This is a genomic window from Luteimonas sp. FCS-9 (genome assembly GCF_001014645.1).
GTDB lineage: Bacteria > Pseudomonadota > Gammaproteobacteria > Xanthomonadales > Xanthomonadaceae > Luteimonas.
The window spans coordinates 1-16,241 of record NZ_LASZ01000028.1 but is presented as its reverse complement, the minus strand read 5'-3'; the positions used below and the strand labels follow the sequence as shown (position 1 = coordinate 16,241).

The following is a 16,241-nucleotide window of genomic DNA, read 5'->3' as shown; positions in this document are numbered from 1 at the left end:
ACGACGCACCTGTAGGCGCGCGCTCGCGCGCGATGGGCGTTCCCGGGACAGCCCGTTCGCGCGCAAGCGCGCTCGCCCCCACCCCAGCCCTCCCCCGCGCGCGGGGGAGGGAGCGGAGCCTCTTCGCGATACGGCGCCCGTAGGCGCGCGCTTGCGCGCGATGGGCGTTGCCTGGGACAGCCCGTTCGTGCGCAAGCGTGCCCGCCCCCACCCCGGCCCTCCCCCGCGCGCGGGGGAGAGAGCGGACGCTTCTTCGGGATTCGGTACCTGTAGGAGCGCGCTCGCGCGCGCTGGGCATTCCCGAAGAAAGCCCGTGCGCGCGCGAGCGCGCGCCTACGGGCGGGTCAGCATCCGGGCGTGGCTATAGCCGCTGCATCAGCGCGGGAATCTCGTCGCCGATCTCGCGGGCGAGGAAGCCGACGAGGCCGAGGCGGCGCGACAGCCGGGCGCCGGCGCGGGCGTGCAGGTGGACGCCCCAGGCGGCGGCCTGCTCGGGCGTGGCGCCGCGCGCGGCCAGGCCGGCGATGATGCCGGCCAGCACGTCGCCCGATCCCGACGTGCCCAGCCCGACGCTGCCGGCGGTGTTGATCCACATCCGCCCGTCGGGCGCGGCAATGGTCGTGGTCGGGCCCTTGAGCACGAGCACCACGCCCCACGCGCGGGCATGATCGCGGGCGATGGCCTGGGCGTCGGCGACGATCGTGCGTTCGTCGATACCGAGCAGTCCGGCCATCTCGCCGGCGTGCGGGGTCAGGATCGATGCGCCCTTGCCCGCCCGGCGCCGCAGCGCGCGCACGACGGCCGGCTGCAGCGCGCCGGCGTCGAGCACCACCGGGCACGAAGCGGCCGCGAGCGCGGCATCGACGACACGGCGCGTGGCGGCGGTGCAGTCCATGCCCGGGCCGACCAGCACCGCGCCGGCGGCGCCCGCGGCGGCCGTGGCCTCGCGGCCGAGGTCGCGGATCGCGCCGTTGCGGGTGCCCGGCAGGCCCATGACCTTGGCCTCGGGCATCGCGATCGCCAGCGGCAGCGCGGCCTCGGCCACGGTGCCGACCTGCAGCTTGCCGGCGCCGGCACGCAGTGCGGCCAGGCCGGCCAGCAGCACGGCACCGGGAATCTGCACGCTCCCGCCGATCGCCAGCACGCGGCCACGGTCCTCCTTGCTCTCGCCGCCCGACGGGTCGGGCAACGGCCAGGCGCGCAGCAGCGGCGCCGTGAGCCTGCGGGCGGCCGGCTCGCGGGCCTCCCGCGGCGGGCTCATTTCGGACCGGCCGGTTTGTCGGCCGCGGCGGTCACCGGCGCACCGGCCTCGCGCAGCGGCAACGCGAAGTTGGCGACCTGCAACTCGAAGCGCGCGTCGCGGCGGTCGCGGTCGAGACCGTACTCGGTGATCGAGCAGTTGGGCACGTCAGCTTCCCGGTCGATGTCGAGGATCTGCCGCTCGTCCATGCATTCGAGCAGGTAGCGGAAGCAGTTGACGATGACCTGGTGGGCGACGATCAGCACGCGGTCGCCGACGTGGTCGCGCCGCAGCACCTCGGTCACGCTGCGCAGGCGCAGCAGCACGTCGCACCAGCTCTCGCCGCCGGGTGGGCGGAAGTAGAACTTGCCGACCTGCGCGCGCTGCGCGGCGAGCTCGGGGAACGTGGCCTTGATGCCGGCGACCGTGTAGCGATCGAGGATGCCGAATTCCTTCTCGCGCAGGCGCTCGTCGATGCCGATCTCGCTGCGGTCGACGCCGAGCGCGTCGGCCACCGCGTGCACGGTCTGCTGGGCGCGCACAAACGGCGAGGTCAACAGCACGTTCGGGCGTTCGTCGGCCGGCAGATCCGCGAACCACGCGGCCAGCGCCTCGGACTGGCGATGGCCGAGCGCGGACAGCGGGGTGTCCGCGTCGCGGGTCTCGATATCGATCAGGTGGGTCTGGGCGAGTTCGGCCTCGTCGCGCGCGACGTTGCCGGCACTCTGGCCATGCCGCACGATCCACAGCCGGTCGGGCCAGTCGGTGTGGCGGAGCCGCGCCATCGGTCAGCGGCTCCTGCGGCATGCGCCGCCGGCAGGACGCGGAGCCGGCGCGAGGCGGCCGGTCCACGGTGCGATCCGGACGCGGCCAAGGCCACAGGCGAGCATCGACATGCAGTTCTCCGTTGCGGGGCACCGCAGGATCGCCAGCGAATCGTCAAGGAGGCGCGAATCCGCGCGGGCGCCGGATGCGTAGGACTGGGGAGACGTGTGCGGTGGCGCCCCATCTTCGAAGGACACCGCCATGACTGCACGCGACCTAGCTCAGACTTCGGGTTCAGCGTGATCGCGACACTGCCGCGCGACGCCGGCTGAGCCGCATGCCGCGCGCGACCCGCTCGACAGGACGGGCCCCGCAGGGCCCGTCGTCGCATCCGTGGTCCGACGTCAGCCTGCGGGCGGCGCGGGGGCCGGTGCAGGTGCGTCGGCCGGCGCCGCCGTCGGCGCGGCGGGGGCCGGTGCTGTGGGCGCATTCGCCCCGGCCCCGGTCGGCACGATGCGCCAGATCGTGTTCGCGAGGTCGTCGGCCACCAGCAGCGCACCCCGGGGGTCGACGGCCACGCCCACCGGGCGACCGCGGGCCTTGCCGTTCTCGCCGAGGAAGCCGGTCGCGAAGTCGATCGCCTCGCCCGCCGGGCGGCCGTCACGGAACGGCACGAACGACACCTTGTAGCCCACCGGCGGATCGCGGTTCCAGCTGCCGTGCTGGCCGACGAACACGCCGTCGGCGAACTGCGCGCCCATCGCCGGCGACGAGAACGCCACGCCCAGCGCGGCGACGTGCGAGCCGAGCGCGAAGTCGGGCACGATCGCGCTGGCGACCTTCTCCGGCTTCTGCGGACGCACGCGCTCGTCCACGTGCTGGCCCCAGTAGCTGTAGGGCCAGCCGTAGAAGCCGCCGGGGCGCACGCTGGTCAGGTAATCGGGCACGAGCTCGTCGCCGATCTCGTCGCGCTCGTTGACCACCGCCCACAGCTGGTCCATGCCCGGCTGCATCGCCAGCGCGGTCGGGTTGCGCAGGCCGGTGGCGAACACGCGATGGAAGCCGGTCTGCGCGTCGACTTGCCAGATCATCGCGCGGCTCTCCTCCACGGCCAGGCCGCGCTCGGTGATGTTGCTGTCAGAGCCGATGCCCACGAACAGGTAGCGCCCGTCGTGGCTGATCGTCAGGGACTTGGTCCAGTGGTGGTTGATCGCCGACGGGAGCCGGGTGATCTCCTGCGGCGGGCCGGCGGCATTGACCGCACCGGGCGTGTAGTCGAAGCGCAACAGCGCGTCCTGCGTGGCCACGTAGATCGAATCGTTGCCGAACGCGAGTCCGTACGGGGCGTCCAGGCCGTCGGCGAAGATCGAACGGCCCTCGTAGGTGCCGTCGCCGTCGGCATCGCGCAGCAGCGTGATGCGGTTGCCACTCTCGACCTGGGTGTTGCCGCGCGCCTTGATCACGCCGGCGATGATGTCCTTGGGCGTGAGCTTGGGGGCCCGCCCGCCGCGACCTTCGGCGACGAGGATGTCGCCATTGGGCAGCACCAGCATCTGCCGCGGAATCTGCAGGTTGTCGGCGATCGGCGTGATCTCGTAGCCCTCGGGCACCTGCGGGCGCTGGTCGCCCCACGCTTGCGGCAGCGAGACCTTCAGCGTCGGGAACAGGCCGCGCTGCGGCTTGGGCAGGTCGGGGGACGGGCCGACGTAGGTCTCGTCAGGGGTGCCGCCACAGGCGGCCAACGCGATGGCCAGTGCGGGCACCAGCACGCGCAGCGCGGTCTTCGGCCGCATCGAGGTCGTCATGTTCATGCCACCACCTCCCGGCGACGCAGCGTGCCGCCGAGCGCGAACCACAGCGTCGCGCAGATCGAGATCACGCACAGCACCGACCACACGAGCGCCTGCGGCATCTTCTGCCAGGCGTCCATCGCGTGGATCAGCGAGTTGAGGAAGCCGAGCACGCAGGTCAGCGCGAGCAGGCCGACGTAGACGAACCGCGTGCGCGTGCGCGCGGTCGGCGCCAGCAGCGACAGCAGCGCCCAGACCAGCGCCGGGCCAGCGAACACCAGCGCACCGGCAATCAGCCACGAGGCGAAGTTCGTCCACTGGATCTCGTAGGTCTGCGCGTAGGCGATGTCGGCGAACAGGCCGCCGAGGAACAGCGGGAATGCACTGCTGACGAGCAGCAGGTGCACCGGATGCAGCGGCCGGTAAGGCTGCGCCACGAGTACGGGGTGTGTGTCCATGGGAGTCTCGTCTTCGGCGGAGGCGGCCCGCGCCCGCTTCTCGCGCGCGGAGCACCGGAGACGGTCCTACATCCGGGTGCAAGAGGCGGTGAACGTTCGGCGCGCATGAGCGACGCCCTGACCGCCTGCGGTCACCGGCCGTGCGCGGCAAGCGCCTCCAGACGGGTGAAGAGCAACGCCTCGCGCTCGCGATTGTTGCGGGCCGTAGCCTGCACGGCGTAGTCGAAGTCGCGATGGCGAAGCAGTTCTGCGATCCCGCCCGCGATATCGGCCCGCAGGGCCTCCGGCGCCTGCGCCACCTCGTCGCCGAGGCTGGCGCGGCCATCCACGACGTTGAGGATATCCTCGACGTCGCGACTGGCCAGTGGATCGCGGTTGCCGCGCCCCCGATACGCCTCGAGCTTGGTGCCGAGGAAGTACGCAGGCCCCACGACACGCACCACGGTCCCGCTGGGCAGCGCGTGGTCGACCGCTTCGCGCAGCGCATCGGCGTACCAGCGATTGCCGAATCCCAGGACGGCGGCATCGTCGGGCATGAAATCCACGATCAGCTCGCCGGCGCCGCCATCGCGCAGTCGCGTGCGGCAGATCACGTCGTCCTCGGCCGTGGTGCGGAAGCCCTTTTCAGCCAGGACACGCTGCAATTGATACCAGTTGCCCAGTCCGAGCACGTGCACGATCAGGTCGACATCGTCGGTGTAGCGGACGGCTTCCCGGCTCACGTCGTCGGTGATCAGCATGCCAGTAGTGCAGCCGCCCACGAACGCGACCTCGCGCAGCAATTCCGGGCCGAGCGCATCGGCCACGCGCTGCAGCATGTACTGCTGGAGGGCCCAATGGCCTTGTCCGGCCATCACGGCACCTCGCGCAGGTACTGCGCCAGCAGTTTTCCGGCCAGCGCGGATTCCCGCTCCTGCCCCAGGCGGATCGCGTCGACCAGGGCAAGCATCGCGTACAGCTCCGCATCGCGCCGCACCGCGTACGGCACGCTCCGGTACAGCGGCGCGACGCGCTGCCCTTGCACGCTGCCGTGCCCGTCTTCCCAGACGTAGACGTGTTCGCCGGCCGAGAGCAGGCGGCCGGCGAGGACTGGCGCGGCGTGGGCGGTCGGCACGCCTCGTACCAACGCGCCGGGGCGCGCCGGGAACACGTACTTCAACCCGTTCGTCACGAAACCCAGCAGTGCCCGCGTGTTGGCGCGCGGCAGGCCGCTGCCCCGCTCGGCCTTGGCCAGCCCGACGTCCATGCAGCGCCTGAGTGCGTTGCTGACCTCGGATTTGCTGATTCCGGTGGCTTCTTCCAGGCCACGCATGGAAAACCCCTCATCGCCCGGGTAAGCCTCGGGTTCGACGTCTTGCCCGATCGACGTTCGCCAGCCGCGCCAGTCGTCCGGAATCCCCAACGCCGCACGGCTGCCGGACACGCGCGCCGCCTGCCCGCGCTCCAGGCTGACCAACTTCAACAACAAGAGGACGTCTTGACTTTTCATTGCGACTCCAGACAACCCGTCCCCTGTCCTGAAACACAGGACAAGCATAGCCGAAAACCTGACGAAAGCCAGTTCCCGTCGTCGCGTGCGAAAGTCCATCCAGAACCGCTGCCAGCGCCGACAATCCCCGCGCATCGTCGCCTGACACGGCCGCCCTCACGCCGCCAGGCGTCAACCTGCGGCGTGCTCCGCACAGGTGCCGCCGTCCCGCGCGACATCCAACTGCGTGAGATACAACCGCAGGTCGAATTCCAGCTGGTGGTAGTCGGGCGCCATGTGCGTGCACAGCTGGTAGAAGGCCTTGTTGTGCTCGGCCTCCTTCATATGGGCCAGCTCGTGCACGACGATCATCTTCAGGAACTCGGCGGGCGCATCGCGGAACAGGCTGGCGATGCGGATTTCGCGGCTGGCCTTGAGGCGGCCGCCGTGCACGCGCGAGATCGTGGTGTGGGTGCCCAGGGCGTGTTTGAGCACCTGCAGCTTGCCGTCGTAGACCACCTTGCCCAGCGGCGCGGCCTTGCGCATGTGGCGATCCTTGAGCGACTGGACGTACGCGTACAGCTGGCCGTCGTTGCGTACCGCATGGGCGTCGGGATACCTGGCCGCCAGCAGCGCGCACAGGCGGTCGTGCGCGATGAGCTCGCGCACGCGCGCCTGCACGTCCGGCGGATAGCCGCCGAGGTACTTCAGCGGCCGCATCGGAAAAAACCCCGCTTGCGCGGGGTTTTCTCGTGCGCGGACGTCGCTTCGATCAAGCGAACGGATCCTGCAGCACCATCGTGTGCGCACGGTCCGGGCCCGTGCTGACGATGCTGATCGGACAGCCGGCCAGTTCCTCGAGCGCGCGCAGGTAGGCTCGGGCCGCGGGCGGGAGGTCGTCCCACTCGGTGATGCCGTGCGTGGTCTCCTCCCAGCCCGGGAATTCGAGGTACACCGGCGTGCACTCGTCCCAGCCGGCGGCGTCGAGCGGGGCGTACTCGGTGCGCTTGCCGCGGTACTCGTACGCGATGCAGACCTTGAGCTTCTCCATGCCGTCGAGCACGTCGAGCTTGGTGATGCACAGGCCGGAGATGCCGTTGATGGCGACCGCGCGCTTGAGCGCGACGATGTCCATCCAGCCGCAGCGGCGCGGGCGGCCGGTCGAAGCGCCGTACTCCTGGCCGCGGTCGCGGATGCCCTGCCCGATCTCGTCGTCGAGTTCGGTCGGGAACGGGCCGCCGCCCACGCGCGTGGCATAGGCCTTGGCGATGCCGAGCACGTAGTCGATCGCGTCCGCGCCCACGCCAGTGCCGGCCAGCGCGCCGCCGACGGTGGTGTTGGAGCTGGTGACGTAGGGATAGGTGCCGTGGTCGATGTCGAGCAACGCGCCCTGCGCGCCCTCGAACAGCACCTTCTTGCCCTGCTTGCGCAGGTCGTGAAGGATGCCGGCGACGTCGGACTTCATCGGCTCGACGTACTCGCCGAACGCCAGCGCCTCGTCGTAGGTCTTCTGGAAGTCCACCGCCTCCACGCCCAGGTACTGGGTCAGCACGAAGTTGTGGTAGTCGAGCGCGGCGCGCAGCTGCTCCTCGAGCTGCTTGGGATAGTGCAGGTCGGCGACGCGGATGCCGCGACGGGCGACCTTGTCCTCGTACGCCGGGCCGATGCCGCGGCCGGTGGTGCCGATGGCCTTGCCGCCGGCGGCCTTCTCGCGGGCCTGATCGAGGGCGATGTGGTACGGCATGATCAGCGGCGTGGCCGGGCTGATCTTCAGCCGCGAGCGCACGTCGATGCCGGCGGCCTCGAGCTCGCCGATCTCCTTGATCAGCGCGGCCGGGCTGAGCACCACGCCGTTGCCGATCAGGCACAGCGCGTCATCGCGCAGGATGCCCGAGGGGATGAGGTGGAGGACGGTCTTCTTGCCGCCGATGACCAGCGTATGGCCGGCGTTGTGGCCGCCCTGGAAGCGCACCACGGCGCCGATGTCCTGGGTGAGCAGGTCGACGATCTTGCCCTTGCCTTCGTCGCCCCACTGGGCGCCGAGCACCACGACTGACTGACCCATCTTCGATGACTCCTGGATTGCGTGCGGCCATCGGGGCCGCTGGGTGGGCCCGGTCCGGGACCGACGCGCTGCCGCGGACCGCTCCATCGGGGAGACTGCCGCCGCGCCGGACCCGTACACGGAAAAAGCCGGCGGGCGCGCGCTGTCGAGAGGCGGCCCCACCGGCTTTTGTGCATTCTCCGGGTTTTCGTCGCGCGGGGCCACCCCGGGGTGGCGGCCGGCGTTCATGCACGCCGGGACGGCCATCGGGCCCCGCCCGGGACCGACGCGCCGGGCGCGGGACGACGCGTGTCAGCCCGCGCCGCGCACCAGCACCAGCGCGGTCACGCCCAGCAGCAGGACCACGCCACCGATGCGCCGCAGCGACGCGGTCGGCATCGCGAGCATCTGCTCGGCGGTGCGCTTCCACAGGCCCGGCGCGGCGAACAGGATCAGGCCCTCGATCACCGCCACCAGGCACAGCGCGCCCCACAGCTGCGACATCAGCGGTCGCTGCGCAGGTACTGCAGGAACGGGTCGTTGCGCTCGAGCACGATCACGCTGTCGCCCTTCTCGAACGCCTTGCGATACGACTCCAGGCTACGCTGGAACGCGTAGAACCCCGGGTCGCGGTTGGCGGCCTCGCCATAGATGCGGGTCGCCTCGGCATCGCCCTCGCCTCGCAGCTTCTGCGCGTCGCGCTCGGCCTCGGCCAGCAGCACAGTCTGCTCGCGGTCGGCCTGGCCGCGGATCGCGCGCGCCTGCTCCTCGCCCTCGGCGCGCAGCCGCGTGGCGACCTCGCGACGCTCGGCGCGCATGCGGTCGTAGACCTGCACGATGACCTGGCTGTCGGTGGGCAGGTCGATCTGCTTGAGGCGGATGTCGACGATCTGCATGCCCAGCGACTTGGCCGCCTCGTTGATGCCCGGCAACTGCCGCTCGACGAACTGCGCGCGGTTGCCCGAGACCAACTCGGTCAGCGTGTTGGCGTTGATCTCGTTGCGCAACGAGTTCTTGATGATCGGCTCCAGGCGCAGGCTGGCGTCCTCCTCGCGGCCCTGGGTCGCGCGGTAGAACGCGGCCGGGTCGCTGATGGTGACGATCGCGACGAAGTCGACGCTCACGTCCTTGCGCTCGGAGGTCAGCGAGCGCTCGGGCGAGAACGCGCTGGCGTTGAAGCGGCGGTCGAAGATCCGCGCCGACTCGATCAGCGGCACCTTGAAGTGCAGGCCGGGACCGATGTCGGTGCGGGCCACGCGGCCGAGGTTGAGCACCAGCGCGACCTGGCCCTCTCGGACCACGAACACCGAGCCCATCAGGCCCAGCAGCACGACGATCAGCAGCGGAATGACGAAGTTCAGTCTCATCGGGAGGCTCCATCGCGCGGCGGGCGCGGCAGCTGCGAGGCGCGCGCGGGCGCCTGGGCGGGCTCGCGGGTCGCCTCGACGGTCGGCGACAGCACCTCGGGCGGCACCAGCGACGGCGCGGCCTGGGCCGACGTGCCGCCACCGGCCATCGGGACGTAGATCAGCTGGCGGCCGTCGCCGCCGACCACGGTGCGGTTCTCGGCGAGCACCTGCTGCACCGTCTCGAGCCACAGGCGCTTGCGGGTGACGTCGGGCGCCTTGGCGTATTCCTCGACCAGCAGCGAGAAGCGGGTCGCGTCACCGGTGGCGCGGGCGATCTCGGCGGTCTTGTAGCCCTCGGCCTGGGCGCGGATCCGCGCGGCCTCGCCTCGCGCCTCGGGCACGATCTTGGCGGCGTAGGCGCCGGCTTCCTTGACCAGCTGCTCGTTCATCTGCTGGGCGCTGTTGACCTCGTCGAAGGCCGGCTTGACCTCCTCGGGCGGACGCGCGTCCTGCAGGTTGAGCTCGGTGACGGCCAGGCCCGTGCGGTAGCTGTCGAGCGAGGCCTGCAGCGAGGTCTGCGCGGCGCTCGACAACGGACCGCGCGCGTTGAGCGCGGCGTCGAGGTTGGCGCGGCCGATCTGCTCGCGGACCGCGCTGACCGCCGTCTGCTCGAGCATCTCGCGGGCGTTGCGGGTCCCGTAGAGGTACTCGATCGGGTTGCCGACCCGGTACTGCACGTTGAACGAGACGACGACGATGTTCTCGTCGCGGGTGAGCACCGGCACGGTGTTGCTGTAGGACTGCACGGTGGTCGCGTCGACCTTGGTCACGCGCTCGATCGGCCAGGGCAGCTTGAAATTCGGGCCCGGGCCCATGACGCGCGTGGCCTGGCCGAAGCGCAGCACCACGCCGCGCTGCTGCTCGCCGACCAGCACGAAGCAGTTGAGCAGCACGATGACGACCAGCGCGACGGCGATCCAGCGCAGCGGGTTGCCGCCACCGCCACCGCCGAACAGGCCGCGCAGTTGGTCGATCAGGCCATCGAACGCACCGCCACCGCGTCCGCGCCCACCGCCGCTTTGGCGCGGCGGCCAGGGATTGCGGTCGCCGCCGCCGGAACCGCGACGGTCCGGCGACCCGTTGTCCTTGTTCTTGCCGGGAATGTTCCAGGCCATGCCTGCTCCAGTCTGGGCGCGCAGCCTGCGTCGGCGGCGGCGCGGGGGTTGCATAGTCTAACCGGCTCCCGGGCCGCGAAGGCCACGGCCGCAGCGGCGGGACAGGCGCGCCGGCGCGGTGGAATTCGGCGATGGGGAGGTCGAGCGCGGTCCGTGCGGCGCGCCCGGCGCCTTCCCGAAAAACGGGAGCGCACCGGACGTCGGGAATTCAGATGGTGTCGGGATCGTCGGGAGGCAAGAGCGGCCGCAGCGGCGCGCCGTCGGGCTGCGCGGCCAGGCGCGCGGCATCGGCATGCGCGAGGTCGACCCGCAGCCGCCAGCCGTCCGACTCCACGACCTCCTCGCGCACCGCCTCGAGCGCGTGCAGGCGCGCGTGCAGCCTGCCGGCCTCGTGCGGCAGCAGCACGTCGCCGACGATGCGGCGCATGCCCAGCCGACGCGCGAGCGCCTGCGACAGCAGGTCCAGTCCGAGGCCGTCGCGCGCGGAGATCCACACCGCCTCGCGTACGGCATCGTCGGCGAGCGCGGCGGGGTCCTCGTCGTAGCGCGGGGTCGCGCCCTCGATCCGGTCGATCTTGTTGAACACCAGCAGCTGCGGCAGATCGCCGGCGCCAATCTCGCCGAGCACCGCGTCGACCTGGGCGATGCGCTCGTTGCGCAGCGGGTCGGCGGCGTCGATGACGTGCAGCAGCAGGTCGGCCTCGCGCGCCTCGCTCAGCGTGGAGCGGAACGCGGCGACGAGCTCGTGCGGCAGGTCGCGGACGAAGCCGACGGTGTCGGCGAGCACGATCGCCCCGCCCGACAGGTCGACCCGGCGGACCGTGGGATCGAGCGTGGCGAACAGCTGGTCGGCCGCGTAGGCATCCGCGCCGCTGAGCGTGTTGAACAGCGTCGACTTGCCGGCGTTGGTGTAGCCGACCAACGCGACGCGCGGCAGCTCGCTGCGCACGCGGGCGCGGCGCATCTGGGTGCGCTGCACCTCGACCTTGCCCAGCCGCGCCTGCAACTGCTCGACGCGCTTCTGCAGCAGGCGGCGGTCGGTCTCGAGCTGGGTCTCGCCAGGTCCGCGCAGGCCGATCGAGCCGCCGCGCTGGCGCTCCAGGTGGGTCCAGCCGCGCACCAGGCGCGTGGCCATGTGCCGCAGCTGCGCCAGCTCGACCTGCAGCTTGCCTTCGTGGCTGCGGGCGCGCTGGGCGAAGATGTCGAGGATCAGGCCGGTGCGGTCGACGACGCGCCGCTCGAGCGCGCGCTCGAGGTTGCGTTCCTGGCCGGGCGAGAGCCGGTGGTTGACGAGGATCAGGTCGGCGCCGCTGGCCTCGGCGGCCGCCTTGACCTCCTCCAGCTTGCCGCTGCCGATCAGCGTGGCCGCATTGGGGCGGTCGATGCGGGCGGCGATCACCATGGCGACGTTGGCGCCGGCCGAGCGCGCGAGCTCGGAGAATTCCTCGAGCACGCCCTCGTCTGCCGGGCCGTGCGCGTGGGGCTGGATCAGCAGCGCGTTTTCGCCCTTGCGGGAGCGTTCGAACAAGCGGGGTCAGGCCTCTGGGGTCATTCGGGCTGTTCGGCGGCCTCGTCGCCCGCACCGTTCGCGGACTCCACGAAGCCACCACCGGGCGCCACGCGCACGTTGCGCGCCGGCACCACGGTCGAGATCGCATGCTTGTAGACCATCTGGCTCACGGTGTTGCGCAGCAGCACCACGAACTGGTCGAACGACTCGATCGTGCCCTGCAGTTTGATGCCGTTGACGAGGTAAATCGAGACGGGCACGCGCTCGCGGCGCAATGCGTTCAGGAAAGGATCCTGCAAGGACTGTCCCTTGGACATGGTGTTTCCCCAGCTTGGTTATTGTTGTCGGGCGCTGGCCCGTCGACGCCACTCCCCGCGGCGCGACCCGCCGATGTTACACAACCGCCGCGTCGCGCGTGCGGGATTGTCCGTCTTGCGATGGCTGCGGGTGCGCGTCACGCGACCCTGCACCGCGTGCCGCCGATGCGGGCGCCCCGGCCGTCATGCCCCGCCCACCAGCGCCGCGTCCACCGCGGCCTCGAGCGCGACGCGGTCGCGGACGGGGTCGAACCAGCGCAGGCCCGGGCGGCCGCGCAGCCAGGTGAACTGCCGCTTGGCCAGCTGCCGGGTCGCGGCGATCGCGCGCTCGCGCATCGTCGCCGCGTCGGTCAGGCCATCCAGGTGTTCCCATGCCTGCCGGTAGCCGACTGCGCGGATCGCCGGCAGGTCGAGCGGCGCGGGATGGGTGCGCAGCTGCGGCAGCGCGCGCAGCGCGCGCACCTCGTCGAGAAAGCCGGCGGCGAGCATGGCATCGAAGCGCGCGGCGATCCGCGCATGCAGCTCGGCACGCTCGGGCGGCGCGATCGCCAGCTGCAGCACGCGCGCCGGGAACCGCGGCCCCTCTGGCGGGCGGCGCTGCCAGTCGCTGATCGGCACGCCGCTGAGGCGATGCACTTCGAGCGCGCGCTGGATCCGCTGCGGGTCGCCCGGGCCGATGCGCGCCGCGGCCTCGGGATCGACCGTCGCGAGCTGCGCGTGCAGCGCCGGCCAGCCGAGCGCGGCGGCCTGCGCGGCGATCGCCGCGCGCGTGGCCGGATCGGCCGGCGGCATCGGCGACAGGCCTTCGAGCAGGGCGGCGAAGTACAGCCCGGTGCCGCCGGCGAGGATCGGCAGGCGCCCGCGCGCCAGCACGTCGTCGACCGCACGGCGCGCGTCGACGGCGAATTCCGCGGCAGAGTACGTCTGCCAGGGATCGCGCAGGTCGAGCATGTGGTGCGCGACGCGCGCGCGCTCGGCGGCGTCGGGCTTGGCCGCGCCGATGTCCAGACCGCGGTAGACGAGCGCCGAGTCGACGCTGACGATCTCCCCGCCCAGCCGCTCGGCCAGCGCCAGCGCCAGCGCCGACTTGCCCGACGCGGTCGGACCCATCAGCGCGATCGCGGGCGGTCGCGCGTCGGTCATGCGCGCCCCCTCATCGCGTTCCCTCCGTCCCGTCCGCGGGCCGATGTCGCAGCGATCGTGTCCAGCGCCTCAGTACCCGCTCTGCTTCAGCGCCAGCCGCACCTGCCCATGCGTGTCCTGGACGTGCTGCGGGGGCGCCCGGCCCAGCAGGCTGACGACGACGATCGCCGCGGCCGAGGCGACCACGCCGGGCACCATCTCGTAGAGCGCGCTGCCGGTGAGCCGCCAGAGCACGACGGTGCAGGCGCCGGCGAGCATGCCGGCGATCGCCCCGTTGCGGGTCATGCGTTGCCAGAACAGCGACATCACGACGACCGGCCCGAACGCGGCGCCGAACCCGGCCCACGCATAGGCCACCAGCCCGAGCACGCGGCTGTCGGGATCGCGTGCGATCCAGATCGCCAGCAGGGCGATCGCCGCGACCATCAGCCGGCCGACCCACACCAGCTCGCGATGCCCTGCGCCCGGGCGCAGGAAACCGCGATAGAAGTCTTCGGTCAGCGCGCTCGAACACACCAGCAACTGGCACGAGAGCGTGCTCATCACCGCGGCGAGGATCGCCGACAGCAGCACGCCGGCGATCCAGGGATTGAACAGCAGTTCGGCCAGCACGATGAACACGCGTTCGGGATTGTCGTCGACCGGGCCGGCAAGGCCGGGATTGGCCGCGAAGTAGGCCGCCCCGAAGAATCCGGTCGACAGCGAGCCGACCAGGCACAGGATCATCCAGCCCATGCCGATGCGCCGCGCGCGCGGGATCGTCGACACGCTGTCGGCGGCCATGAAGCGCGCAAGGATGTGCGGCTGGCCGAAGTAGCCGAACCCCCAGGCGAGCGCGGAGAGCACCGCGACGATGCCGCCGGCGCCCACCCAGTCCAGCCGGGTCGGATCGACCTGCTCCACCAGCGCCAGGCTCGGCCCGATGCCGCCGTTGGCGAAGACGACGATCGTCGGCACCAGCAGCAGCGCGAAGATCATCAGCGTCGCCTGCACCATGTCGGTCCAGCTGACCGCCAGGAAGCCGCCGACCAGCGTGTACAGGATCGTCGCCGCCGCGCCCCACCACAGCGCCTCCGCATAGGGGATGCCGAACACGCTCTCGAACAGCCGCGCGCCCGCCACGATGCCCGACGCGCAATACACCGCGAAGAACACGAGGATGACCAGCGCGGCGAGCACGCGCAGCAGCTTCCGGCGGTCGTCGAAGCGGTGGGTGAAATAGTCCGGCAACGTCAGTGCATTGTGGGTGCGCTCGGTGTAGAGCCGCAGCGGCCCGGCGACGTAGCGCCAGTTGAACCATGCGCCGATCGTCAGCCCGATGGCGATCCACGCCTCCGAGACGCCGGTCAGGTACAGCGCCCCCGGCAAGCCCATCAGCAGCCAGCCGCTCATGTCCGAGGCACCGGCCGACAGCGCGGTCACGTAGCTGCCCAGCGACCGTCCGCCCAGGATGTAGTCGTCGAAGGTCCGGGTGCGGTGCCAGGCCCACAAGCCGATCCCGACCATCAGCAGCAGATAGGCGGCGAACGTGACGTACAGCGGCGTGTTTGCGGTCATGCGGGCTCCCCTGCCGCGGGCGGCGGCGACAGGGGCGGAAGCTTACAAGGGATGGGACCCGGGCGATTGCGGCCGGATGACCTCTTTCCGCTCAGGCGTCGTCGGGCCACTGGATCGCCGGCGCGCCGGCAGCGACGCGCGGCCGGGGCACCGCATCCACTGCGCGCCAGACCTTCAGCGCATCGACGGTGGCCGCGACGTCGTGCACGCGCAGCAGGCGTGCGCCGTTCTGGGCGGCGATCAGATGCGCGGCGACCGACCCGGCGACGCGCTCGGCCGGCACGTCACGCCCGGTCAGCTCGCCGATGCTGCGCTTGCGCGACAGGCCGGCCAGCACCGGCACACCGAGCTCGGCCAGGCGCGCGAGCTGCGCGAGCAGCGCGAGGTTGTGCGCGGTCGTCTTGCCGAAGCCGAAGCCCGGATCGACGACGATGCGCCGGCGCTCGATGCCGGCCATCTCGGCGGCGAAGATGCGCTCGGCCAGGAACCGGTGCACGTCGGCGACGACGTCGTCGTACGCGGGTGCCTCCTGCATGCCGCGCGGTTCGCCGAGCATGTGCATCAGCACGACCGGCACGCCGAGCGCGGCCGCCGCGTCGAGCGCGCCTTCGCGGCGCAGGCCGTAGACGTCGTTGATCATGCCTGCGCCGGCCTCGACCGCAGCGCGCATGACCTCGGGCTTGGAGGTGTCGATGCTGACCGGCAGCCCGGTGCGCGCGACCAGCGCCTCGACGACCGGCAGCACCCGCCGCAGTTCCTCGTCGACCGGCACCGCGTCGGCGCCGGGCCGGGTCGACTCGCCGCCGACATCGAGCACGTCGGCGCCCTCCTCCGCCAGCCGCAGGCCATGCGCGACCGCCGCCTCGGTCGTCGCATGCGCCCCGCCATCGGAGAACGAATCGGGCGTGACGTTGACGATGCCCATGACCCGCGGGCGGTCGAGCCGCAGGACGCGGCCGTTGCAGTCGAGCTGGGGAGCGGTGTCGAACATGGGGATTCGGGAATCGGGATCGGGGATTCGATTATCGGACGTCCAGCATCGTGGCGATCACCCCAAACGCAGAACGGCACCCGGTCGCCCGGATGCCGCCCTGTCGATGCCCGATGCCCGATGCCCGGACCTCAGGCCTGCTCCGCTGCGCCACCGATCGGCTGCAGCGGGCGCTTGCCGCCCATGTCGCCGTCGTCGCCACCGCCGCCGGGCGGGTTGGCCTTGCCCCAGCCCATCGGTGGCGGCGGGTCGCGGCCTTCCATGATCGCGTCGATCTGCGGCACGTCGATGGTCTCGTACTCGAGCAGCAGCTTGGACATCGCGTGCAGCTTGTCGATGTTGCCGGTCAGGATCTCGCGGGTACGGGCGTAGGCCCGGTCCAGGATCTCGCGGACCACCTCGTCGATCTTGCGCGCGGTGTCGTCGGAGACGCT

The 16,241-nt window shown here is 71.6% G+C and carries 16 protein-coding genes and 1 pseudogene; all 17 read right to left on the bottom strand.

The window, feature by feature from the left end:
* Positions 1-361: 361 nt before the first annotated feature.
* Positions 362-1,261: an NAD(P)H-hydrate dehydratase gene (locus tag WQ56_RS16300; protein ID WP_047138196.1), complete on the bottom strand. Its 900-nt coding sequence runs from the start codon at positions 1,259-1,261 to the stop codon at positions 362-364.
* On the bottom strand, positions 1,258-2,025 hold the full coding sequence (locus tag WQ56_RS16295; protein ID WP_047138195.1) for a histidine phosphatase family protein: 768 nt from the start codon (positions 2,023-2,025) through the stop codon (positions 1,258-1,260). The genes WQ56_RS16300 and WQ56_RS16295 overlap by 4 nt, the downstream gene beginning before the upstream one ends.
* 384 nt (positions 2,026-2,409) lie before the next feature.
* Entirely contained in the window at positions 2,410-3,798 is a 1,389-nt protein-coding gene (locus WQ56_RS16290) for a sorbosone dehydrogenase family protein (protein ID WP_047138215.1), read from the bottom strand.
* A gap of 14 nt (positions 3,799-3,812) precedes the next feature.
* Positions 3,813-4,253 carry a DUF2231 domain-containing protein gene (locus tag WQ56_RS16285; RefSeq protein WP_047138194.1) on the bottom strand — a complete coding sequence of 147 codons (441 nt, stop codon included), beginning with the start codon at positions 4,251-4,253 and terminating at the stop codon, positions 3,813-3,815.
* Between the two features lie 131 nt (positions 4,254-4,384).
* On the bottom strand, positions 4,385-5,107 hold the full coding sequence (locus tag WQ56_RS16280; RefSeq protein WP_047138193.1) for a hypothetical protein: 723 nt from the start codon (positions 5,105-5,107) through the stop codon (positions 4,385-4,387).
* A complete protein-coding gene (locus WQ56_RS16275) occupies positions 5,107-5,742 on the bottom strand; it encodes a hypothetical protein (protein WP_047138192.1) in 636 nt (211 codons plus the stop codon). The genes WQ56_RS16280 and WQ56_RS16275 overlap by 1 nt, the downstream gene beginning before the upstream one ends.
* A gap of 171 nt (positions 5,743-5,913) precedes the next feature.
* The gene (locus tag WQ56_RS16270) at positions 5,914-6,441 is read right to left on the bottom strand and encodes a YgjP-like metallopeptidase domain-containing protein (protein ID WP_047138191.1); all 528 of its coding nucleotides are present in this window, start codon (positions 6,439-6,441) and stop codon (positions 5,914-5,916) included.
* 52 nt (positions 6,442-6,493) lie between these two features.
* A complete protein-coding gene (locus tag WQ56_RS16265; protein WP_047138190.1) occupies positions 6,494-7,786 on the bottom strand; it encodes an adenylosuccinate synthase in 1,293 nt (430 codons plus the stop codon).
* A gap of 291 nt (positions 7,787-8,077) precedes the next feature.
* A complete protein-coding gene (locus tag WQ56_RS16260; RefSeq protein WP_047138189.1) occupies positions 8,078-8,269 on the bottom strand; it encodes a DUF2065 family protein in 192 nt (63 codons plus the stop codon).
* Complete coding sequence (gene hflC / locus WQ56_RS16255) at positions 8,269-9,132, bottom strand: protease modulator HflC (RefSeq protein WP_047138188.1); 864 nt, start codon at positions 9,130-9,132, stop codon at positions 8,269-8,271. Before hflC ends, WQ56_RS16260 begins: the two co-directional genes overlap by 1 nt.
* Positions 9,129-10,289 carry an FtsH protease activity modulator HflK gene (gene hflK, locus WQ56_RS16250; RefSeq protein ID WP_047138187.1) on the bottom strand — a complete coding sequence of 387 codons (1,161 nt, stop codon included), beginning with the start codon at positions 10,287-10,289 and terminating at the stop codon, positions 9,129-9,131. The genes hflC and hflK overlap by 4 nt, the downstream gene beginning before the upstream one ends.
* Positions 10,290-10,497: 208 nt before the next feature.
* The gene (gene hflX, locus WQ56_RS16245; protein WP_047138186.1) at positions 10,498-11,817 is read right to left on the bottom strand and encodes a ribosome rescue GTPase HflX; all 1,320 of its coding nucleotides are present in this window, start codon (positions 11,815-11,817) and stop codon (positions 10,498-10,500) included.
* A 20-nt stretch (positions 11,818-11,837) separates the two neighbouring features.
* A complete protein-coding gene (hfq, locus tag WQ56_RS16240) occupies positions 11,838-12,116 on the bottom strand; it encodes an RNA chaperone Hfq (RefSeq protein ID WP_047138185.1) in 279 nt (92 codons plus the stop codon).
* A 183-nt stretch (positions 12,117-12,299) separates the two neighbouring features.
* Entirely contained in the window at positions 12,300-13,259 is a 960-nt protein-coding gene (gene miaA / locus WQ56_RS16235; RefSeq protein WP_047138184.1) for a tRNA (adenosine(37)-N6)-dimethylallyltransferase MiaA, read from the bottom strand.
* A 69-nt stretch (positions 13,260-13,328) separates the two neighbouring features.
* Positions 13,329-14,816, bottom strand: a complete 1,488-nt coding sequence (gene putP, locus WQ56_RS16230; RefSeq protein ID WP_047138183.1) for a sodium/proline symporter PutP — start codon at positions 14,814-14,816, stop codon at positions 13,329-13,331.
* Positions 14,817-14,907: 91 nt separating this feature from the next.
* Positions 14,908-15,807, bottom strand: a complete 900-nt coding sequence (gene folP / locus WQ56_RS16225; protein WP_047138182.1) for a dihydropteroate synthase — start codon at positions 15,805-15,807, stop codon at positions 14,908-14,910.
* Between the two features lie 131 nt (positions 15,808-15,938).
* Positions 15,939-16,241, bottom strand: a pseudogene (locus WQ56_RS16220) (ATP-dependent metalloprotease); the annotation flags it as partial.